Source organism: Streptomyces morookaense (assembly GCF_013030945.1).
GTDB lineage: Bacteria > Actinomycetota > Actinomycetes > Streptomycetales > Streptomycetaceae > Streptomyces > Streptomyces morookaensis.
In genome coordinates, this window is sequence record NZ_JABBXF010000033.1 from 50,685 (window position 1) to 69,491 (window position 18,807).

The 18,807-nt window shown below is 73.0% G+C and carries 20 protein-coding genes and 2 pseudogenes; 14 read left to right on the top strand and 8 right to left on the bottom strand.

Annotated features, from left to right (window positions below; genetic code table 11):
- Window positions 1-28: 28 nt before the first annotated feature.
- The 3 genes from HG542_RS16055 to HG542_RS16065 form a co-directional block, all read right to left on the bottom strand.
- Window positions 29-1,318: an ATP-grasp domain-containing protein gene (locus HG542_RS16055; protein WP_171081972.1), complete on the bottom strand. Its 1,290-nt coding sequence runs from the start codon at window positions 1,316-1,318 to the stop codon at window positions 29-31.
- 116 nt (window positions 1,319-1,434) lie between these two features.
- Window positions 1,435-2,580: a nucleotide disphospho-sugar-binding domain-containing protein gene (locus tag HG542_RS16060; RefSeq protein ID WP_171081974.1), complete on the bottom strand. Its 1,146-nt coding sequence runs from the start codon at window positions 2,578-2,580 to the stop codon at window positions 1,435-1,437.
- A gap of 99 nt (window positions 2,581-2,679) precedes the next feature.
- Window positions 2,680-2,901 carry a hypothetical protein gene (locus HG542_RS16065; protein WP_171081976.1) on the bottom strand — a complete coding sequence of 74 codons (222 nt, stop codon included), beginning with the start codon at window positions 2,899-2,901 and terminating at the stop codon, window positions 2,680-2,682.
- Window positions 2,902-3,090: 189 nt separating this feature from the next.
- Here HG542_RS16065 and HG542_RS16070 point away from each other — a divergent pair, with 189 nt between their 5' ends.
- From HG542_RS16070 to HG542_RS16095, 6 genes are read left to right on the top strand one after another with little or no spacing between them, the layout of a single operon-like run.
- The gene (locus HG542_RS16070; protein ID WP_171081979.1) at window positions 3,091-4,299 is read left to right on the top strand and encodes a nucleotide disphospho-sugar-binding domain-containing protein; all 1,209 of its coding nucleotides are present in this window, start codon (window positions 3,091-3,093) and stop codon (window positions 4,297-4,299) included.
- Between the two features lie 6 nt (window positions 4,300-4,305).
- On the top strand, window positions 4,306-5,529 hold the full coding sequence (locus HG542_RS16075) for a nucleotide disphospho-sugar-binding domain-containing protein (protein WP_171081982.1): 1,224 nt from the start codon (window positions 4,306-4,308) through the stop codon (window positions 5,527-5,529).
- A 9-nt stretch (window positions 5,530-5,538) separates the two neighbouring features.
- Complete coding sequence (locus HG542_RS16080) at window positions 5,539-6,717, top strand: glycosyltransferase (protein WP_171081983.1); 1,179 nt, start codon at window positions 5,539-5,541, stop codon at window positions 6,715-6,717.
- Window positions 6,717-7,892: a nucleotide disphospho-sugar-binding domain-containing protein gene (locus HG542_RS16085; RefSeq protein WP_171081985.1), complete on the top strand. Its 1,176-nt coding sequence runs from the start codon at window positions 6,717-6,719 to the stop codon at window positions 7,890-7,892. The genes HG542_RS16080 and HG542_RS16085 overlap by 1 nt, the downstream gene beginning before the upstream one ends.
- A 38-nt stretch (window positions 7,893-7,930) precedes the next feature.
- Window positions 7,931-9,220, top strand: coding sequence for a nucleotide disphospho-sugar-binding domain-containing protein (locus HG542_RS16090; protein ID WP_176606608.1), 1,290 nt, complete (start codon window positions 7,931-7,933; stop codon window positions 9,218-9,220).
- The gene (locus HG542_RS16095; protein ID WP_171081989.1) at window positions 9,213-9,425 is read left to right on the top strand and encodes a DUF6059 family protein; all 213 of its coding nucleotides are present in this window, start codon (window positions 9,213-9,215) and stop codon (window positions 9,423-9,425) included. Before HG542_RS16090 ends, HG542_RS16095 begins: the two co-directional genes overlap by 8 nt.
- A 44-nt stretch (window positions 9,426-9,469) precedes the next feature.
- Here the strand turns inward: HG542_RS16095 and HG542_RS16100 are convergent, their stop codons facing one another.
- On the bottom strand, window positions 9,470-10,210 hold the full coding sequence (locus HG542_RS16100) for a VC0807 family protein (protein WP_171081990.1): 741 nt from the start codon (window positions 10,208-10,210) through the stop codon (window positions 9,470-9,472).
- 163 nt (window positions 10,211-10,373) lie between these two features.
- On the opposite strand from HG542_RS16100, the pseudogene HG542_RS35790 reads away from it, so the two are divergent.
- The 3 genes and pseudogenes from HG542_RS35790 to HG542_RS16115 all read left to right on the top strand — a co-directional run.
- A pseudogene (locus tag HG542_RS35790) lies at window positions 10,374-10,457 on the top strand (MBL fold metallo-hydrolase); the annotation flags it as partial.
- 111 nt (window positions 10,458-10,568) lie between these two features.
- Window positions 10,569-11,054, top strand: coding sequence for a hypothetical protein (locus tag HG542_RS16110; protein WP_218039043.1), 486 nt, complete (start codon window positions 10,569-10,571; stop codon window positions 11,052-11,054).
- Between the two features lie 137 nt (window positions 11,055-11,191).
- Window positions 11,192-11,572 (top strand): hypothetical protein, encoded by a 381-nt coding sequence (locus tag HG542_RS16115; RefSeq protein ID WP_171081992.1) that lies wholly within the window; start codon window positions 11,192-11,194, stop codon window positions 11,570-11,572.
- A gap of 27 nt (window positions 11,573-11,599) precedes the next feature.
- On the opposite strand, the gene HG542_RS16120 is transcribed toward HG542_RS16115, so the two are convergent.
- A complete protein-coding gene (locus HG542_RS16120; protein WP_171081994.1) occupies window positions 11,600-12,229 on the bottom strand; it encodes a VC0807 family protein in 630 nt (209 codons plus the stop codon).
- Window positions 12,230-12,339: 110 nt separating this feature from the next.
- Between HG542_RS16120 and HG542_RS35095 the strand changes: the two genes are divergently transcribed.
- Both HG542_RS35095 and HG542_RS35100 read left to right on the top strand, forming a co-directional pair.
- The gene (locus HG542_RS35095; RefSeq protein WP_171081995.1) at window positions 12,340-13,632 is read left to right on the top strand and encodes a sensor histidine kinase; all 1,293 of its coding nucleotides are present in this window, start codon (window positions 12,340-12,342) and stop codon (window positions 13,630-13,632) included.
- The gene (locus HG542_RS35100) at window positions 13,584-14,240 is read left to right on the top strand and encodes a LuxR C-terminal-related transcriptional regulator (protein ID WP_171081997.1); all 657 of its coding nucleotides are present in this window, start codon (window positions 13,584-13,586) and stop codon (window positions 14,238-14,240) included. The genes HG542_RS35095 and HG542_RS35100 overlap by 49 nt, the downstream gene beginning before the upstream one ends.
- Before the next feature lie 7 nt (window positions 14,241-14,247).
- Here HG542_RS35100 and HG542_RS16135 read toward each other — a convergent pair whose 3' ends face one another.
- Window positions 14,248-15,381, bottom strand: a complete 1,134-nt coding sequence (locus HG542_RS16135) for a baeRF3 domain-containing protein (RefSeq protein ID WP_171081999.1) — start codon at window positions 15,379-15,381, stop codon at window positions 14,248-14,250.
- A gap of 118 nt (window positions 15,382-15,499) precedes the next feature.
- On the opposite strand from HG542_RS16135, the pseudogene HG542_RS16140 reads away from it, so the two are divergent.
- Window positions 15,500-16,104, top strand: a pseudogene (locus tag HG542_RS16140) (HhH-GPD-type base excision DNA repair protein).
- Window positions 16,105-16,114: 10 nt separating this feature from the next.
- Here HG542_RS16140 and HG542_RS16145 read toward each other — a convergent pair.
- Complete coding sequence (locus HG542_RS16145; RefSeq protein ID WP_171082001.1) at window positions 16,115-17,308, bottom strand: glycosyltransferase; 1,194 nt, start codon at window positions 17,306-17,308, stop codon at window positions 16,115-16,117.
- Window positions 17,305-18,084, bottom strand: coding sequence for a MerR family transcriptional regulator (locus tag HG542_RS16150; RefSeq protein WP_171082003.1), 780 nt, complete (start codon window positions 18,082-18,084; stop codon window positions 17,305-17,307). The genes HG542_RS16145 and HG542_RS16150 overlap by 4 nt, the downstream gene beginning before the upstream one ends.
- Window positions 18,085-18,193: 109 nt before the next feature.
- On the opposite strand from HG542_RS16150, the gene HG542_RS16155 reads away from it, so the two are divergent.
- On the top strand, window positions 18,194-18,394 hold the full coding sequence (locus HG542_RS16155; RefSeq protein ID WP_171082005.1) for a DUF5988 family protein: 201 nt from the start codon (window positions 18,194-18,196) through the stop codon (window positions 18,392-18,394).
- Between the two features lie 103 nt (window positions 18,395-18,497).
- On the top strand, window positions 18,498-18,794 hold the full coding sequence (locus tag HG542_RS16160) for a type II toxin-antitoxin system VapB family antitoxin (RefSeq protein ID WP_004943146.1): 297 nt from the start codon (window positions 18,498-18,500) through the stop codon (window positions 18,792-18,794).
- Window positions 18,795-18,807: the final 13 nt, after the last annotated feature.

Consider the following 18,807-nt stretch of genomic DNA (forward strand, 5'->3'; position numbering starts at 1 on the left):
AACGGGCCGGCGCCGCCCGGGCGCGTCGTCACGCTCCCACGGCGGCGTTCCCGGTGCGGTACTCGATATGGACGCGATCGGCGACCCGGTCGGCCAGGTCCAGCACGGTCTGCAGTTCCCGTGCCCGTGCCCCGAGCAGGTAGGCGACGCTCTCGGCCGGACGCAGCGGGTCCGGGCGCTGCCCGACGGCCAGCAACGGGACCAGGTAGAGCACACCGTCCATCCGGGCCGCGTCCCTCAGCCCGCTCATCGCGGTCACCTCGCGGGCGTCCGACGGAGCGTACCTGCGCAGCACCATCGAATAGCCGGTCAGGCGGGCGGGCAGCTGCGGCCGTTCGCCGAGGGCCACCCTGGCCGCGTCGGTGAGGTAGTCGTACCCGAGCGGCTGCAGTGCCAGGGGAAGGGCGAAGCCGAAACGGCCGTTGACCTCGATCACACGGGGACCGTCCGCTGTCAGTTTCACCTCGACGTGCATCGCTCCGTGGTGTCCGCCCACGGCACGGATCGCCCGCTCGGCCATCTCGACCACCGCACCGTGCAGTTCGGCGGGCAGGGCCGACGGCACGATGTGGCCGGCGTCCCGGAAGGGAGGCGCCATCGGCGGTTTGGCACCGACCACCACGTGGTGGATCTCTCCCTCGAACATCAGGCACTCGACGGAGAACATGTCGTCCAGCCGCGGGTCCGCGGGGTGCGGATGGTCGCCGCCGAGGTACTCCTCGAGCTGGAAGACCGGAGCCTCCCCCGGCTGGGGCGGGTTCGCCGAGTAGGCGCGCTGCCCCTCCCGCAGGCAGTCCTCGAGTTCGGCACGCGTGCCGACGGCGAAGGTGGTCATGCTGCCCATGCCGCGCACCGGTTTGAGCACGGCCGGCAGCGGGACCGCGCGGAGCGCCGCCGCGATGTCGTCCTGGCCGCGCAGGGTGGCCCAGGCGGGAGTCGGCACCCCGGCGGCCCGCAGTCGCTCGCGCTGCACGTCCTTGCGCAGCAGGGCGGGAACGGCGTCGACCGGATGATGCGGCAGGCCGAGTGCCCCCGCCACCGCGGCCCCCTCGGCGAGCACCAGCTCGCTGCTGGCCAGCACGCCGTCCACCCGGTTCGCCGCTGCGAATTCCAATGCGGCAGGGACCAGCTCCGCAGCCTCCGTGACCCCGACCACCGGGCCGAGGGCCGCCAGCCGGTCCAGCGCCTCCGGACCGCCCGTTATCTGCGACGTCAGGGCCACGAAGGCGATCTCCACGTCCAACGTCCGCACCAAACGCTCGGCCTCGTCCGGACCGAGCGGCGAGACGGCGTGCAGGACCAACAGCCGCTTCCGCATTCCCTCATCTCCTTCGTGTGACGCCCTCCCGGGCCAGCCCATGCTGCAAGCCGGCTGTCGAGCGAGGTTCGAGCGCCACTGAGGGCTTCCTTCCGCAGGACCTGTCACAGCCCGCGCTACGCGGACGCCAACGCTCCTGCGCGTGTGAGGGTACGCACCACCTCGGCCGGGGCGAGCAGCCGGCGGCTCTCGTCCTGCAGCCGGCGGGCGGACTCACGGTGGTCGGGGGTCGCCAGAATGCGCTGTGCGGCGGCGCGGATCGTCTCGACGGTCGCGTCGCCGAGCTCCAGGCGTTCCCCCGCCCCCGCCCCCGCGACCAGGGCGGAAATGAGCTTCTGGTCGGGCAGTTGCGGAATCATCAGCTGCGGGGTGCCGCAGGAGACAGCGGTCAGCGCGGTGCTGGGGCCGGCCTGCGACACCAGCAGGTCGCAGTGGGGCAGCAGCGTGTGCAGCGGCATCCGCTCGACCACGCGCACATTGCCGGCGGCCCCGGTGAGCCGGTGGAGGTCGCTGCCCGCCACCGTGGCGACCACCTCGACGGGCAGGTCCGCGACGGCCGCGACGATGCGGTCCAGGACGAAGGCGTAGTGGCTCAGGCGCGAACTGGTGGTCCCGTAGGTCACACAGATCCGCGGCATCCGCGGTGCCGCGCCCGACCAGGCGGGGAGCGTACCGGAGCCGTTGAACGGCACGTAGCGCATCGGCAGCCGGTCGAACGCGCCCGGCACCTGCAGGGCGGGCGGGCAGTGGTCGACGGTGACGAGGCCCGTCGTGTCCAGGACGTCGAGCCCCAGCCGCTCGGCGAGGGGGGCGAGCGCCGCGGGCTCGAAGGACCGTACGTACGACAGGATGTCGACGCCCCAGAGATGGCGGACGGCCGGGATGCCCAGCAGCCGGGCGACCATCGGCGCCGCATAGGTGCTCTCCTCGAACACGACCAGGTCGGGCCGCCAGCGCTCCATGAGATCCCGCAACGGATCGGCCATGACCTCGGCGATGGCCGCATAGCCGGAGACGATCCGCGAGGTGCGCCCGTCGCCGCGCACCGCGGGGTCCACGGCCAGCAGCGCGTCCACGACGGGCGTCAGCTGCCGGTCGGACCCGATGGGAACACCCGTGAGGCCCGAGGCGCGGACCGTGGGCATGAGCGAGGGCTGGCTGGCGACGCGCACGTCGTGGCCCGCCGCCCTGAACGCCCACGCCAGGGTGACCATCGGCTGGTAATGAGTGGGCCAGGCCCACGTGGTGAACAGCACCCGCATGCGTTCCCGCCTTCCTCGTCACTCACGATCCCGGTGTCGCGAGGACAGTGGCAGAGGGCATTCGAGGCGGCTACGAGGATGGGTGAGGACGGTGCGCGGTCAACGCCCGCGCCGTATGCGCACCGTGGCGGCGATGCCGATCCACAGGACGAGGACGACGATGGCGATGGCGAGGGAAATCAGCACGCCCGTGGACACCGCGTGGGTCACGAGGAGGGCGACCCACACCATGGCCAGCGGACAGGCCGAACCTATCCACGCGCCCAGCGGGAACCGCTTGGCCGGGGGCGCGGCATTCGTACGGGAAGCATCTGAGGACACGAGTTCTCTCCTTGGCAGCTGTGAGGAAGTGGAGCCGAAGCCCGTCCCGCATCCTGCCGGTATCCGGCTGCCCGCTACAACCGGGGGGCGGCGCCGCCACACCGATCCTCGACGTGTTTTCCAATGCCGCGTCACAGCCTTGAGGGGCAGGACGGAGCAGGAACCGAAAAGGCGGAGGTGGAGAACAACATGCGTGTCTTGTTCGTCTCCTGGGCCTGGCCCTCGCACCTCCTCCCGCTCGTCCCGCTCGCCTGGGCCTTCCGTGCCGCGGGCCACGAGGTCGTCGTCGCGACCCAGCCCCCGCTGCTCGGAACGGTGACCGGGGCCGGCCTGACCGCTGCACCCGTCGGCTCCGCGCTGGACCACGCGCACCTGCTCGGCAATGCCCTGCGCCCGCTGCACCCGTCGGACGGCGCCGAAGCCCCGGCCGGCACCCCCGCGGCGCAGCGTCCCGGCAGAAGACGCCGCCTGGGACTCTCCGTCCGGCTCGCGGAGGACATGACGGACGATGTGGTGCGGCTGTGCACCTCGTGGCGGCCGGACCTCGTCCTGCACGAACCGACCACGTATGCGGCCCCGTTGGCCGCCGCGGCCCTGGGCATCCCGCACGCTCCCGTGCTGTGGGGCGTGAACTTCCACGCAGCGGCCCAGGCGTTCGAACGCGAAGCCTTCGCAGACCTGTGCGCGCAGCTCGGCATCGAGGACTTCGACTCGCGCGGAATGGCCGCCGTCGACCCGTGCCCGCCGTCGCTGCAAGTACCGTCGCAGCACCCGAGACTGGGCCTGCGGCACGTCCCGTACAACGGGTCATGTGTGGTGCCGGACTGGCTGAACGACCGGCCGCACAGCCCCCGGATCTGCCTGAGCTGGGGCGTGACCCCCCAGTGGGCCGGCACCGACGACCATGCGCAGGCGAGTGCGCGACAGCGGGAGCTCATCACGACCCTGGCCGGGCTCGATGCCGAGATCGTCGTGGCGGTGGCATCGCGCGAGCTCCTCGGCGGGGAACCGCTGCCGGACAACGTCCGCGTCGTCGAGCGTCTGCCCCTGCATCTCGTCCTGCCGAGCTGCCAGTTGCTGGTCTCGCGGGGCGGGGCGGGTTCGATGATGGCGGCCGTCGCCGCCGGCGTGCCCCAACTGTGCCTCCCCCAGTACCCCTCCGACCTGATGCCGGCCGAACGACTCGCCGGGACCGGCGCCGCCGTCTCCTTCGGGGACACCCCACCGGCCCCGGCGGCGGTCCGCGACACCGTGGAACTCATGCTGCGCACGCCGTCCTTCCGCGCCGCCGCCACCCGGCTGCGGGCCGAGGCGGAACGCCAGCCGGCGGCCGCCGCCGTGGTGTCGCAACTGGCGGACATGGCCCGGGACTTCGGGCGCCGACCGACGGACAGGTGATACGTGATGCGCATCTTGTTCACAGCATGGGGCTGGAACACGTGCTACTACCCGATGGTTCCGCTGGCCTGGTCGGCGCGGGCCGCCGGGCACGAGGTGATGGTCGCCACCCAGCCCGGGCTGGTCCCCACCGTGCGGCGTTCGGGCCTTCCCGTCGCGGCGGTCGGTCACGATCTGGACGTGGCCGCCATGATGGGCGGCTTTCTCCAGCGCCTGACCGACCGCGACGGTCTCAACCCCTCCGACTGGCCGGTGATGCGCGAGTTCGGCGCACGCAACTGCTGGCTGAACGTGGCGGTGTGCGGGGCCATGGCCGAGGGGCTGTGGGAGTTCGCGTCGCGCTGGCGCCCCGACCTGATCGTGTTCGAGGCCACCACCTACGCCGGCCCCCTCGTCGCCGCCCGCCTGGGCGTCCCCGCCGTCCGGCACACCTGGGGCATCGACTACGCCTATCTCCTGCGCGAGTTCGACGAGGAAGCCCTCGCCCCGATGCGGGACGCATGGGGCCTGGACACCGTCGAGACCCTCGGCGCCCTCACCGTCGACCCCTGCCCGCCCGGCCTCCAGCTGCCGCCCAGCCCCCACGTCCCCGTCGACGTCCACCGCCTGCCGATGCGGTACGTCCCGTACAACGGTCCGGGCCGGCTCCCCGCCTGGCTCCTGCAGCGGCCCCGCCGCCCGCGCGTGTGCGTGACCTGGGGCATGTCGTCCGGCCGCTTCGACCCGGCGCAGGTCGTCATCGACCGCGTCGTCCGTGCCGTCGCCGCCCTCGACGTCGAGGTCGTCGCCGCCGTCTCGCCCGCCGACCGTCACCTTCTCGACGCGATGCCGCCGAACGTCCGTGTCGTGGAGAACGTCCCGCTCCACGCCCTCCTGCCCACGTGCGACGCCCTCGTCTCCCAAGGGGGCCTCGGCACCGTGATGACCGCCGTCACCACCGGCACCCCCCAGCTCCTCGTCCCGCAGACCACCGACCGGCTGGTCAACGCCCGGCAGCTCACCGCCTCCGGCAGTGCTCTCCATCTCCTTCCCGACGACAACACTCCCGCACGTCTGCAAAGCCTCCTCACTCGTCTCCTCGACCGTCCCGGACCTGCCGCCGACGCCGCGCACCGTCTCAAGGCCGAACACGACGCGCTCGCCACGCCGGGCGAGGTCGTCGCCTCGCTCGCGTCGCTGGCCGCCGGCGGCTCCGGAGGGACTGCTCCGGTGACGAACCGACCCTTGTGAAAGAGCCCCATGCGCACGCTGTTCGTCTGCTGGGCCTGGCCCTCCCACCTCTACCCCATGGTCCCGATCGCCGCCGCGATGCGCGCGTCCGGGCACGACGTGCTGATCGGGTGCCCGCCGTCGCTGGTGCCCGTCGCCGTCCGCACCGGGCTGCCGTCCATGGCCGTCGGGCACGACTTCGATCTCGGTCCTGTGATCCAGCGGCTGCTGCTCAAGGCGAAGCCGGGCGCGTCCGGGCCGCGCCGCCGCGATCGCAACGGGACCGCGCCCCGGACCCCCCTCGACTCCTTCAGCGACACGGCGGACGCCATGGCCGACGGCCTCCTGGAGGCATGCCGGCTGTGGCGGCCCGACGTCATCGTGCACGACGCCACCACCTACGCGGCCACGGCCGTGGGGCGGGCCCTGGGGATCCCCACGGTCCGGCACCTGTGGGGCATCGACTACACCTATCTGCAACGGGAGTTCGAACCCGTGGCCTTCGGGCCGTTGTACCGGCGACTGGGCCTGGACGAGGTCGTGGTGAGCGGCGAGACCCCCACCCTCGATCCCTGCCCGTCAGGTCTCCAACTGCCCGTGGACTACCGGCCCGTCCGGCTCCGGCACATTCCGTACAACGGCTCGGCGGTGCACGATCCGGGACTGCTCGCACGCTCGCGACGGCCCCGGCTGTGCATCACGTGGGGCACCACCAGCAGCCGGTTCGGCGACGACGACCCGGTACTCACCATGGTCCTGGAGGCGGCCGCCGACCTCGCGGTGGACGTGGTGTTCGCCACCACGGGCAAGGAGGCCACGCCTGTGGCCCTGCAACCCCACTGGCGTACCGCCGTCATGCAGCCGCTGCACCTGCTCCTGCCGTACTGCGACGCGGTCGTCAGCCCCGGCGGGTCCGGCACGGTGATGACCGGTGTGATGGCCGGCCTGCCCCAGGTGTGCCTGCCGCTCCTGCCGGACCAGCAGGTCACCGCCGACCGGCTGGTGGCGTCGGGAGCCGGTCTGCGGGTCACGCCCCGTGACGCGACCCGGGCCTCCGTGCGCGACGCCCTGGAGGCGGTGCTGACCGACGCCCGCCACGCGGACGCGGCGCGCGGTCTGCGCGAGGACGCACGGCAACAGCCGTCGCCGCGTGACGCGGCGCGGTTCCTGGAGCGGCTGGCCGCCGGTTGTGCACCGGAGGAGGCGTGATGCGCGTCCTGCTGACATCGTGGTCATGGCCCACGCACTACAACTGGCTGGTCCCGGTTGCCTGGGCCTTCCGGTCCGCAGGGCACGAAGTGCTCGTCGCCGTTCCGCCGGGGGGCACGCACGGGGTGACCCGGGCAGGTCTGCCGGCGGTTGCCGTGGGCGCGGACTTCGACGTGGACCGGGTGATCTCCAAGTACTACTGGTCGTCGCCGATCGCCGAGATCTCCGCACGCGGCGACGACGTCGACTGGGACCGGATGCGGGAGGAGGGCCAGCAGCCCCTGGCCGTCTACGCACTGCTCGCCTCGATCATGCAGGACGGTCTGGTGGCCCTGACCCGTGGCTGGCGCCCGGACCTCATGGTCTTCGACGGGGTGAACTACGCGGCTCCGCTCGCCGCGGCCGCCTGCGGGATCCCTGCCGTCCGCCAGATCTGGGGCGTGGACTTCAGTTCCCAGCTGGCACCGTTCGCGGACGAGGCACTTGCCCGCCATCGCGCGCAGCTCGGGCTCGGCGAGGTCGACGTCCTGGGCACCGCCACTCTCGATCCCTGTCCGCCGAGCATGCAACTCGTGGACGGGGTACGACGGCTGCCCACGCGCTACCCCTCGTACAACGGGCCGGGGAAGGCCCCGCGATGGGTACTGGACCGGCCGCGCAGGCCACGTGTCTGCGTGACGTGGGGGACGGTGTCCCACCTGTTCAACGGACGCATCTTCCCGCTCGGCGGTGCTCTGGACGCCCTGGCGGACCTGGACGTCGAAGTCGTCGCCACGGTGCCGAAGGGGGGCCGGAAGGAACTCGGCTCCGTACCCGCGAACACACGGGTGGTCGAGGATCTGCCCCTGCATCTGTTCATGGCGAGCTGCGACCTGGTCATTTCGCAGGGCGGAGGAGGGGTCACGGCAACAGCGGTCGAAGCCGGTGTTCCCCAGCTCACCGTGCCCCGCACCAGCGAGCAGGTACTCATCTGCCGCTCGCTGGAACGCACCGGCGCGGCACGGATGATCGCACTCGACGACGCGTCGACCGCCCTGCTGCGCGAGGAGGTCGTCCGATTGCTCGGTTCGGCCGCGCACACGGCCGCCGCCCGTTCACTGATGCGGGAGGCCAGGGCCCAGCGCTCCCTGGCCGACACCGTCGACACGCTGACCGCACTCGCCGGCCGGGCGTGAGCGCGCAGGGCGAGAGGAGAGGACACACCGTGCGCGTCATGTTCACGACCTGGAACTGGACCACGCACTACTTCCCGTTGGTGCCGTTGGCCTGGTCGATGCGGGCCGCCGGGCACGAGGTGGTGGTCGCCACCCAGCCCGGCCTCGCCGGGACGGTCTCCCGCTCGGGCCTGCCCGTCGCCGCCGTGGGCACGGACGTCGACGTGGCCTCGATGATGAGCAGCTACGTCCGGCGCGCGGAACGCCACGCCGCCCGGCTGCCGGAGTGGTCGTCGATGCGGAAGTTCGGCGCGGGGAACTGCTGGCTGAGCGTGGCGATGTGCCGGGCCATGGCCGACGGGCTGTGGGAGTTCGCCTCCCGCTGGCGTCCCGACCTGATCGTGTTCGAGCCCACGACGTATGCGGGACCGCTGGTGGCGGCACGGCTGGGGGTACCGGCTGTGCGGCACACCTGGGGCATCGACTTCGCCTATCTCCTGCGGGAGTTCGACGAAGAGGCGCTGGCCCCGTTCCGCGAGCAGTGGGGCCTGGGGCCGGTGGAGACGCTGGGCGAGGTGACCGTGGACCCCTGCCCGCCCGGGCTGCAGATTCCCTCCGGCGGAACGGTCCCGGTGGCAGCACGCCGGCTGCCCATGCGCTACGTGCCGTACAACGGCCCCGGCCGGGTGCCGGATTGGCTGCTGACACGGCCGCGCGCACCACGGGTGTGCGTGACGTGGGGCGTGTCCTCGGGGCAGTTCGACCCACGGCAGGTCGTCCTCGACGAGACCGTACGTGCCGTGGCCCGCCTGGGTGTGGAGGTCGTCGCCGCGGTGTCCCGCGCCGACCGCCGTCTCCTGTCCACGGTGCCGGACAACGTACGCGTGGCCGAGGGCGTGCCGCTGCATGCTCTCCTGCCCACGTGCGACGCCCTGGTGTCGCAGGGCGGACTGGGCACCGTGATGACCGCCGTCGCATCGGGCGTCCCCCAACTGCTGGTGCCGCAGACGACCGACCGCCTCGTCAATGCCGACCGCCTCGGCGCCACCGGCGCGGCCCGCACGCTCCTTCCGGACCAGCACGGTGCGCAGGCCGTCGGCGACCACGTGACGGCCCTCCTCACCGACCCCGCGCATGCCGCCGCCGCCCGCCGTCTCCGTGCCGAACAGGACGCCCTGCCCGACAGCAACGCCATGGCGGATCTGCTGTCGGGGACCGTGCTGCGCGGCGCGGCCCTTGGAGATATGTCAGAAACGTCAGCACCAGGAGTCCCCGTGTTCACGGAAACCGGCCGGCCCGGCCCGGCCACCCCCGCGCTCATATCGCGCCCGGGAGCCGCCCATGCGTAGGTCATTGAGTTCGTTCCTGCAGGCCGTCGGAGTCGGCCTCATGTTCTTCGGCGCCTTCCACTACGCGCCGGTGGGCCTGGGGATACAGCGGGAAAGGGACCGGCTCGACGGGCCGCCGCCGGGGCACCCGGAAAGGCTGGTGCCCCAGGTGGCACTGTCACCGGTCGAGAAGGAGCTGTGGAGGCAGATGCGGTCCATAGGGTGACAGCCGGCCCCCGTCCGCAGCAGGACGGGGGCGGCCAAGCCCGTTCAGCCCGCCGCGAGTCGGCCGTCGAGCGGGTCGGCGTCCGGCCGCGGCCCGACGACGCCCTCGCGGTGCAGCTGGTCGTGGACCTCGTCGACAAGCCCGTGCAGCACCTTGATCTGGAACTTGGTGAAGGCCAGCACGGCGACGATCAGTACGAGGCCGGGCAGCTGGGACAGCAGGAAGGACTCGTTGAACTTGTCGACGTCGTAGCTGTAGACGACGATCACGCGCAGCACGGAGTCGATCAGCGCGGCGAGACCGAACGCGGCGGTCACGGCGCGCTCACGGGCGCGGAACGGCTTGGAGCGCTCCCAGGCCTGCTCGTAGGCGACGGTGCGGTCGGGGTCGCCGTCGGTGGCCATCGGGGTGGCCGCCACGTAGACCAGGGGACGCCCGAAGACGCACGTGGACAGCAGGTACAGCGCAGCGAGCAGGGTGTAGAAGGACGGTTTGGCGGCGACCAGGCGCGGGTCGTCCGATATGAACAACAGGGCGACGGTGAGCGCCATTTCGAGGACGACGAGCAGGCCGATGACGTCGAGCTTGCGCCGCTGGACGGTGTGGATCAGCGTCCACACGCCGCCCGCCGCACCGGCGAGGGTCAGTGCCCAGACCTGGCTCAGGCCGGCCAGCTGGTGCAGGACGTAGAAGCCCGCGATGGGGATGACGAGGTCGAGCAGCATCGGGGCCAGGGCCCGGAACTTCTGCGCCGGGTTCGGTGCCGTACCGGCCGGGGTGGACATGCAAGGACTCCTTGACGAGCTTTCCAGTACCGGGGGACGGCACCAGCCCCCGCCCCGTACCCCGCACGTGCTTCCAGCCCGAGCCACGATGTGTCTGCGGCCGAGTCCTGTGTGAGCCCCCCGCGCATGATCATCGCACGGCGTGACACACCAGCAGCAAGGGGTCGTCACCGGCGAGCGCGACGCCCTGCTCGTCGACGCCGGCTTCACGCGGGCCGACGGCCACCGCCTGGCCGCCGCGGTCCTGGCGATGGCGTGACCGAACGGCCGAAACGAGGGCTCTCCCGACGGGGAGAGCCCTCTGTACCTTGCCCTCGTCAACTGCCTCCGGAATCACCGCTGGAAAGGACGTGACGAGATGCAGTCACCCCGCCCCGCACGTGCGAGACGCAAGGCCGCCGCAGCGGCCCCCGCGGCCCTGGCCACGCTGGCGGCCGCCGTCACCCTCGGCCTCGCCCCAGCTGCGCAGGCCGCCCCGGCCCGGGCCGAGAACCTGGACGGTGTCTGGTCCTGCTCCGTCCCGCAGGGCTACACCTACGACCAGGTGGTCAGCCGACTCGGCAGCTGTGGCCAGGGCTTTGCCCCGCAGTACCACCTGCGCGCTCCGCAGGACGGCATCTGGGCCTGCTCCGTCCCCGATTCGTCCTTCACCTGGGACCAGGTGGTCAGCCGGGTCAACACCTGCTCCACGTCCGGCTTCGCGGTCAGCTACCACATGCGCGTACCCGTCAACGGCCTGTGGGCATGCACCGTCCCGCCGGGCTTCGTCTACGACCAGGCCGTGAGCCGCGTCTCCACGTGCAGCACCTCCGGCTTCGCCTACAGCTATCACCTGCGCGGCTGAACTCCCGTACGCCCACAGCCCGTTAAGCCGTTCCACCGGCTCATACGAACGGGCTAAACCGGCGACTTCCCGCCGTTTTCCGGTCCGGGGGACGCAAAGATCCATGCGTACCGTCCCCCGGAACAAGGAGCACGCCCATGTCCCACGTCACCATGCGGCACATCGCCGCCGTCGCCGCCTCGGCGGCCCTGCTGTCCGGCGCCGCCACAGCGGCCGGGAGCGCGGCCTACGCCGACGCCCCGGGCCACCAGCACCACGGGGCCGGGGTCTCGGCCGAGCACAAGGAGGAGGCGCACGTCACCGTCCAGGGCAACCACCACGACCACGGCCTGCACCTCGGCTGGGACAAGGGCGTCGACAAGAAGAAGGACCACTTCGACGCCAAGCACAAGGTCTGGCAGCGCTGGGACGGCGACTCCCGCAGCTACGCCCGGTGGGACGAGCACACCCGCAGCTGGGAGCGCACGTACAAGGGCCATGTGCAGCACTGGGACAACGCCCACAAGGCGTGGAAGTGATCCCGGTTCCCTGAGCCGGGTGCTGCGTCACCGCGTCCCGCGGTGACGCAGCACCCGCACCGACCCCTGCCGCACCACGATCAGCAGCACGACCAGCAGCACCGCACCGGCCACGGGCACGACGTCCACCGGCAGCGTGTACGCCATGACGACCCTGGCCGCCGCGTCCAGCAGGAACGCCCCGCCCCACAGCACCGTGACCAGGCGCAGCCTCCGGCGGAAGCGCGGGTCGTTCGCCCAGGACTCCTCCCAGCGCCGCGCGGCGGCGCCCCGCAGGAACTTCAGCGTCACGTCGAGCAGGAAGGGGCGGCGGCCCAGCAGCGATCCGACGATCCACAGGCCGAACGCCGCGGTGCTCCAGCTCTCCCTGGCGAGCAGCAGCCGCGGGCTGCCCGTCAGCAGCGGCATCACAGCCGACAGCGCCATCGTCACCAGGACGAACAGGCCGATCGAGTCGATCCTGCGGGTGCGCACGAGGGTCCAGACGGTGTGCAGCAGCGGCGCCGTGCCGGAGAGCGCCAGGGCCCACCACTGCCCCGCCCCGGCCGCGCGGAGCCCGTAGTAGCCGGCAAGCGGAACGCACACGTCCAACAGCAGGGCCGGTACCGGCGTCGTCTTCGTCCCAGCGGTCTTCGTCCCAGTCTTCGTCTCAACCATGGCCACGACGCTAGGAATCCGCCGCCGCGCCCGGAATCCACAGAAGCACCGTCCTGAAGTGCACTTTTCTCCACTGCCCGGGCCGCGACCGGTGGGCGAGAATGAGCGGCATGATCCGAGACGCGCGTACCCGGGCCCGGTGGATCGCGGTCCTCCGCGAGGGGTCCCGCGCCCGGCGCACCGGCTTCGAGTGGCTGGGGCTGTCGCTCGTCCTGATGGCGGGGCTGCTGCTCTCCCTGGCCGCCCTCGGCAGCCTCCTCCTCGGCTTCACCGCCGCGTTCCCCGCGGTCGTCGAGGCCAACCGGCAGCTGCTCAACCGTGTCCGCACCGCGGTCGGCATCGAGGTGCCGTACCTGCCTCTCCCCGAGCCGGACACGGCCCGGGCCCGGGCCCTGCTCAGGGACCCGGCCACCGCGCGGGACCACGTGTGGATGCTGCTCGGCCTGCCGGCCGCCCTGCTGCTGTCCGCGCTGCCGCTGGTGATCGGCGTCTACGGGCTCGTCGCCGGCATCATCGGCGGCCTGCGCAACACGGTCCGCCCGGAGCCCGTCCCCGCCACGGGCTGGGCGGTGCTGACGAACCCGGCTGCCGCGCTGGGCCATTGGGCCTGGCTGGCCGTCCCGGCCGGTCTCGCCCTGTTCGCCGGAGTGCTGCTGCTCGGCACCACCGCACTGCGCGCCCAGGCCGCCTTCGCCCGCGCGCTGCTCCGGCCCACCAAGGCGGCCCGCCTCGCCCGGCGCGTACACCACCTCGCCGCCAGCCGCACCGACGCCACCGACGCGCAGGCCGCCGAACTGCGCCGCATCGAACGGGACCTGCACGACGGCGCGCAGGGCCGCATGGTCGCCGTGGGCATGGCCCTGCGCACCGTCGAGCACCTGCTGGACACCGACCCGGCGGCCGCCCGCGAACTGGTCGCCGAGGCCCGCCGCACCTCCGCCGCCGCGCTGGCCGAACTGCGCGAGCTCGTCCGGGGCATCCACCCGCCCGTGCTCGCCGAGCGCGGCCTGGCCGACGCCCTGCGCGCGGCCGCGCTGGACGCCGCGCTCCCGGTCACCGCCCACGTCGACCTGCCCGGCAGGCCGCCCGCGCCGGTCGAGGCGGCCGTGTACTTCGCGGTCCGCGAGCTGCTCACCAACGCCGCCAAGCACGCCGCCGCCGGCCGGGCCGAACTGTCCGTCCGGCACCGGGAGGGTTCCCTGCGCGTCACCGTCGCCGACGACGGCACGGGCGGCGCCGACCCGGACCGGGGCAGCGGGCTGCGCGGCGTGGAACGCCGGTTGGCTACATTCGACGGCACCTGCCAGGTCGACAGCCCGCCCGGCGGGCCCACCACGATCACCCTGGAGATCCCGTGCGCGTTGTCCTCGCCGAGGACCAGTACCTCCTGCGGACCGGCCTGACGCGGCTGCTCACCGCGTACGGCTTCGAGGTGGCCGCGGCCGTGTCCACCGGCCCCGAACTGCTGCAGGCCATGACCGAACTGCGCCCGGACGTCTCCCTCGTGGACGTCCGCCTGCCGCCCACGTTCACCGACGAGGGCCTGCGCGCGGCCCTCGCCGCGCGCGCCCGCGTCCCGGGCCTGCCGGTCCTGGTGCTCTCCCAGTACGTGGAGACGCTCTACGCACGCGAGTTGCTCGCCGACGCGGCCGGGGGCATCGGATACCTGCTCAAGGACCGGGTGTTCAGCGACGACGAGTTCGTCGACGCCCTGCACCGCATCGCCCGCGGCGGCACGGCGATGGACCCGGAGGTGATCGCCCGCCTGGTGTCCGGCGGTTCGGCAGGCGGCCGGCCGCAGCCACTCGACCGCCTGACGCCCCGCGAGTGCGAGGTGCTGACCCTGATGGCGGAGGGCCGCTCCAACGCGGCCATCGCGGAACGGCTGTTCCTGTCGGCGAGCGCGGTCACGAAGCACATCGCGAGCATCTTCGACAAGCTCGGCCTGGCCGCCTCCGGCGAGGACAATCGACGGGTGCTGGCGGTTCTGACATACCTGAGCGCCCCGTAAGGGGTGCTCAGAACCGCAGCACCCCCGCGATATGCCCCTCCTCCGCCAGGTCGCCGTCCGGGACGAACCGCACCTCCGAGCCCTTGTCCAGGGCGGCTTCGACGAGTTCGTCGACGATGTCCTCGTGCACCCCGTCCGGGGAGCCGGCGGCATCGGGGCCGGCGACGACCAGGTGACCGTCCTCCACCCGGGCCGCGGTCTCGTACCCCTCCTCGACCGCCAGCAGCGCCATCCGCCCCTCCTGCACCGTCTGCCACACCTCGTCCAGGCCTGCGGCGTACCGGCGTTGACCACGGGCGTCCACCAGACGGCGCTGGATGTCGACACGGCGCCGCTCGTGGCAGTCGTCGAAGGCGGGGCCCAGCAGGCCGCGCAGTTCGGCGGCCGTCGCGGAGGCGGCACCCCCGCGCCCGACGCGCGCGGTGACGGCCCCGCCGTGCGCGGAGACCTCCTCGAACCGGGCCAGCGACACCGGGAGCCCCACCAGGTACACCGGGCGCGGGTCGCGCTCCAGCACCCGGCCGAGCGCGCCGTCCACCGAGCGCAGATACTGGCGCTCCCGCTCCGTGCGGTAAGGGCTGGGCCGGCTGCCGTAGTTGGCGAAGTTCGCGCCCGGCAGCGCGTCCACCTGGTCGGGGATGGCCGGCGTCACCGGGAAGCCGTCGCCCGTCACCTCCTCCAGGTGCCCGCCGTGCGGACCGCCGCCGCTCCACAGCCGCGTCTCGCCGTCGGACAGCACCAGCGCCCAGTACGGCTCCTCGCCGATCCGCGCGGCGACCAGATTGCGGGTGAGGAAGGTCCCGTTGATCACCACTCGCTGCGGCACGGGCCGCGGCAGGTACCAGAGTTGGTGCTCGCCCGGCGCGGCGAGGAGCAGCAGCCCCTCGGCGGGGTGCAGGAAGTCGACCTCGGAGGCGGCTGCGTCCAGCTGCTTCTCCACGTCCATCCGGACGTCCCGCGAGACCTTCGGATCCTCCCCGAGCCGCCGCTTCGCCTCGGTCAGGGCGTTCCGCAGCCGGACCTTGTCCTCCGGGTTGCCGGGCTCGCGCCGGCGCGTCGGCACGAGGAGGGAGACGGCCGGGTACGTCCGCGGTCGGCGCACATCCTTCAGTACCGCGTCGGTGAGATCGCCGATGTCCATGGATCGCCCTTCTTCCTGACCCGCCGGGAAACCCTTTCAGACCACCAGAGCCCCGCCCCGGCTGCCATTCGTGCGCGTCCGGTCGAAGGAGGCCGCGCCGCCGGGGGATCATCGGGGAATGGACCGTTCCCTCCGCATCGCCCAGCAGCCGGACGCCGACGACCTGCTCTCCCGCAGCCCGCTGGCTGCGCTGACCGGCATGCTGCTGGACCAGCAGGTCCCCATGGAGTGGGCCTTCACCGGGCCGTACACGATCGCGCAGCGCCTGGGCCGCGACGACCTGGACGCGCACGAGATCGCGGCCTACGACCCGGAGGCGTTCGCCGCCCTGTGCGCGGAGAAGCCGGCGGTGCACCGCTATCCCGGTTCGATGGCCATGGGGGTCCCCCCATGCCGTTAAGGCTATGGGGGAGAGTGCAGCAGCTGTGCCAGTACCTGGTCGAGCACTACGACGGTGACGCGGGCGCCGTCTGGCGCGACGCGGACACCGGCGCGGAGCTGCTGCGCAGGCTCAACGACCTCCCGGGCTTCGGCAAACAGAAGGCCCAGATCTTCCTGGCCCTGCTGGGCAAGCGCCTGGGCGTCCGCCCGGAGGGCTGGCGCGAGGCGGCGGGCCCGTACGGCGAGGAGGGCTCGTACCGCTCGGCGGCGGACAGCACGGGGCCGGAGTCGCTGGCAAAGGTGAGGGCCTTCAAACAGGCGGCGAAACGGGGTGCCCCGTAGGGGCGGCGCTCTACCGGGCGAGCCGTTCCACCGCCTCCCGTGCCGCAGCGGCCCCGTCCTCCGCCGCCATCCGGCGCGACAGCGCCACCGCCGCCGCGCGGTACCCGGGCTCCTCCACGGCGGACCGCACCGCCGCCGCGAGCCGTTCCACGGAAAGCCCCGCGCGCGAGACCGGGGCCACCGCGGCCCCGACTCCGGCCACGCGCCGTGCCCAGAACGGCTGGTCCGCCGTCACCGGCACCGGCACCGCCGGCACCCCGGCGCGCAGCGCCGCCGCCGTCGTGCCGGCCCCTGCGTGGTGCACCACCGCGGCCATGCGCGGAAAGAGCAGCGCGTGCGGCACGTCCCCCACGGCGAAGAGGTCGTCACCGGACGGCGCGTCCGGCAGCTGCACGACGCCCCGGACCCCGGCCCGCCGCAGCGCCCCGGCGACCAGCGCGCCCAGCCCTTCGGCGGCACCGCCCATGCTGCCGAAGCCGACGAACACGGGCGGCGGCCCGGCCTGCAGGAAGTCCTCCAGATCGGCCGGCAGACCGGAGGGCACGTGCGGCCACCAGTTGCCGACGACGTCCAGCCCCGCCCGCCAGTCCGCGGGGCGCGGCAGCAGGGCCGGGCTGAAGCCGTGCAGCACCGGCCACCCGGCCCGTTCCCGGCGGGCCCGTTCCGCCCGCGGGCCGTGGCCGGGCGGCAGGTCCAGGCGGGCGCGCAGCCGCCGGACCGCCTGCGCGTGGAGGCGGTCGACGACCCGCAGCGAGAGCCGGCCGGCGGCCCGGTTGCCCCAACGACCGAGCGGGCGCCCGGTTCCGCCGACGGTCGGCGGGAACTCCCCGGTGGGCGCGACGGGCTGCAGGTAGGCGCCCAGCGAGGGCACCCCGAGCGCCTCGGCGGCATGCCAGCCCAGCGGGGCGGTGGTCGCGGAGAGCACCAGCAGCTCGGCGTCCCCTTCCGCCACGGCGTCCGCGACGCCGTCCCCCAGCGCGTCGATGTACGCCGCCGCCCTGCCCAGCAGCGAGCCCCCGGCGCCGATGCCGGCCTGTGCATCGGGCAGCGGGCGGAACCCCAGCCCGCAGTCCCGCACCGCCGCCGCGAAGCCGGCGGGCGCGGCCAGCACGACCTCGTGCCCGGCGTCCCGCAGCGCCGTGCCCAGGCCGGTGTACGGCACGACGTCGCCGCGCGACCCGGCCGCCATGACGAGGATCCTCACCGCTGCCTCCCGGCCGCTCCGGCGTTCGCGTGCACGGCCTGCCGCACGTACGCGGCCAGCCCGGGCCGCTGTTCGGCGGGCGGCACGACGAGCGCGAAGGCGCGCGCGTCCTCCACGTAGTCGTCGGCGATCCGGCAGTGCATCTCGTGCGGGCAGGGCGTGAACCAGCGGCCGATGTGCTGCCGGTGCTCCTCGGCGAGTTCCCGCGCCCGTTCGCCGTCGGCGTCGGCGCCCTCGTCGAACGCGGCCAGCAGCCGCCCCCGCCAGCCCGCGGCCTCGGCCATGAGCTGCCGCCAGTCCTCCTTGGTGTGGGCCGCGGCCCGGGCCATGGCCTGCCGGTGCCCGTCGCTCCGCCCCCACTTCAGGTGCGCGTCCGTCGCATAGCTCAGGTCGAAGGCGACGTCCCCGAAGACCTCGAACCGCTCCTCGGGCGACAGGCGCACGCCCGTGCGCTGCACCTCCATGGCCCGCTCGGCGACCTCCACGAGCCGCTGCAGCCGCAGGATCTGCTCGTTCAGCCGCCGGTGCCGTTCCCGCAACTGCTCCAGCGCACCGGCCTGCGGGTCCGCGAGGATGGCGGCTATCTCGTCGAGGGAGAAGCCGAGTTCGCGGTAGAAGAGGATCTGCTGCAACCGCGCCAGGTCCGCTTCGCCGTACTGCCGGTAGCCGGCCGGCGTGCGTTCGCCCGGGGACAACAGCCCGGCCCTGTCGTAGTGGTGGAGGGTCCGTACGGTCACTCCCGTGAAACCGGCGACCTGCCCGACCGAGTAGCTCATCCCATCACCTTTCGTTCGCGGTCAGGCTGGACCCTGACGCGGCGTCGGGGTCAAGCCGCCGTCGGCGCGTCGGGAAGCCGCGGCGGCCGATCGCGGCAAGACTGTGCGCATGTCTGCCAAAGCGTTCCTCGAAGGCGGCCCGGACGATCTCCACACCCGCATCGTCCCGATCACGCCTCCCGGGGTCGAGCTGAAGATCCCGCACCGCGGCGGGTACGAGCACTTCAAGACCACGCCGCGGCACACGGACACCGCCGAGGGCCGGCTCCCGGTCTACGAGTGGTTCGAACGGACGGAAATCGCGGAATAACGGCGAGCCCGCCGCGGCAAAGACGCGGTATGCGGCCGATTGCACCCTTCGCTCTGCCGTGCCATGGCTGCGCCGGGAGCCGCTCGCCCGGTAGGCTTTCCGTGTGATCTTCAAGCGCATCGGAAACGGTCGGCCGTACCCCGACCACGGCCGGGAAAGCACCCGCCAGTGGGCGGACGTCGCCCCGCGCCCGGTACGTCTTGACCAGCTGGTGACGACGAAGCAGCAGCTGGACCTGGAGACGCTGCTCGCCGAGGACTCGACGTTCTACGGGGACCTCTTCGCCCACGTCGTGAAGTGGCAGGGCGATCTCTACCTGGAGGACGGGCTGCACCGCGCGGTGCGCGCCGCGCTCCAGCAGCGCCAGGTGCTGCACGCACGGGTGCTCGAGCTGGACTGAGCCCGGTCCGCCG

Bases quoted from the DNA above. Each gene is read 5' to 3' on its own strand.
- HG542_RS16055 (WP_171081972.1), bottom strand. From the start codon at position 1,318: ATGCGGAAGCGGCTGTTGGTCCTGCACGCCGTCTCGCCGCTCGGTCCG.
- HG542_RS16060 (WP_171081974.1), bottom strand. From the start codon at position 2,580: ATGCGGGTGCTGTTCACCACGTGGGCCTGGCCCACTCATTACCAGCCG.
- HG542_RS16070 (WP_171081979.1), top strand. From the start codon at position 3,091: ATGCGTGTCTTGTTCGTCTCCTGGGCCTGGCCCTCGCACCTCCTCCCG.
- HG542_RS16075 (WP_171081982.1), top strand. From the start codon at position 4,306: ATGCGCATCTTGTTCACAGCATGGGGCTGGAACACGTGCTACTACCCG.
- HG542_RS16080 (WP_171081983.1), top strand. From the start codon at position 5,539: ATGCGCACGCTGTTCGTCTGCTGGGCCTGGCCCTCCCACCTCTACCCC.
- HG542_RS16085 (WP_171081985.1), top strand. From the start codon at position 6,717: ATGCGCGTCCTGCTGACATCGTGGTCATGGCCCACGCACTACAACTGG.
- HG542_RS16090 (WP_176606608.1), top strand. From the start codon at position 7,931: ATGTTCACGACCTGGAACTGGACCACGCACTACTTCCCGTTGGTGCCG.
- HG542_RS16095 (WP_171081989.1), top strand. From the start codon at position 9,213: ATGCGTAGGTCATTGAGTTCGTTCCTGCAGGCCGTCGGAGTCGGCCTC.
- HG542_RS16100 (WP_171081990.1), bottom strand. From the start codon at position 10,210: ATGTCCACCCCGGCCGGTACGGCACCGAACCCGGCGCAGAAGTTCCGG.
- HG542_RS16110 (WP_218039043.1), top strand. From the start codon at position 10,569: ATGCAGTCACCCCGCCCCGCACGTGCGAGACGCAAGGCCGCCGCAGCG.
- HG542_RS16115 (WP_171081992.1), top strand. From the start codon at position 11,192: ATGTCCCACGTCACCATGCGGCACATCGCCGCCGTCGCCGCCTCGGCG.
- HG542_RS16120 (WP_171081994.1), bottom strand. From the start codon at position 12,229: ATGGTTGAGACGAAGACTGGGACGAAGACCGCTGGGACGAAGACGACG.
- HG542_RS35095 (WP_171081995.1), top strand. From the start codon at position 12,340: ATGATCCGAGACGCGCGTACCCGGGCCCGGTGGATCGCGGTCCTCCGC.
- HG542_RS16135 (WP_171081999.1), bottom strand. From the start codon at position 15,381: ATGGACATCGGCGATCTCACCGACGCGGTACTGAAGGATGTGCGCCGA.
- HG542_RS16150 (WP_171082003.1), bottom strand. From the start codon at position 18,084: ATGAGCTACTCGGTCGGGCAGGTCGCCGGTTTCACGGGAGTGACCGTA.
- HG542_RS16155 (WP_171082005.1), top strand. From the start codon at position 18,194: ATGTCTGCCAAAGCGTTCCTCGAAGGCGGCCCGGACGATCTCCACACC.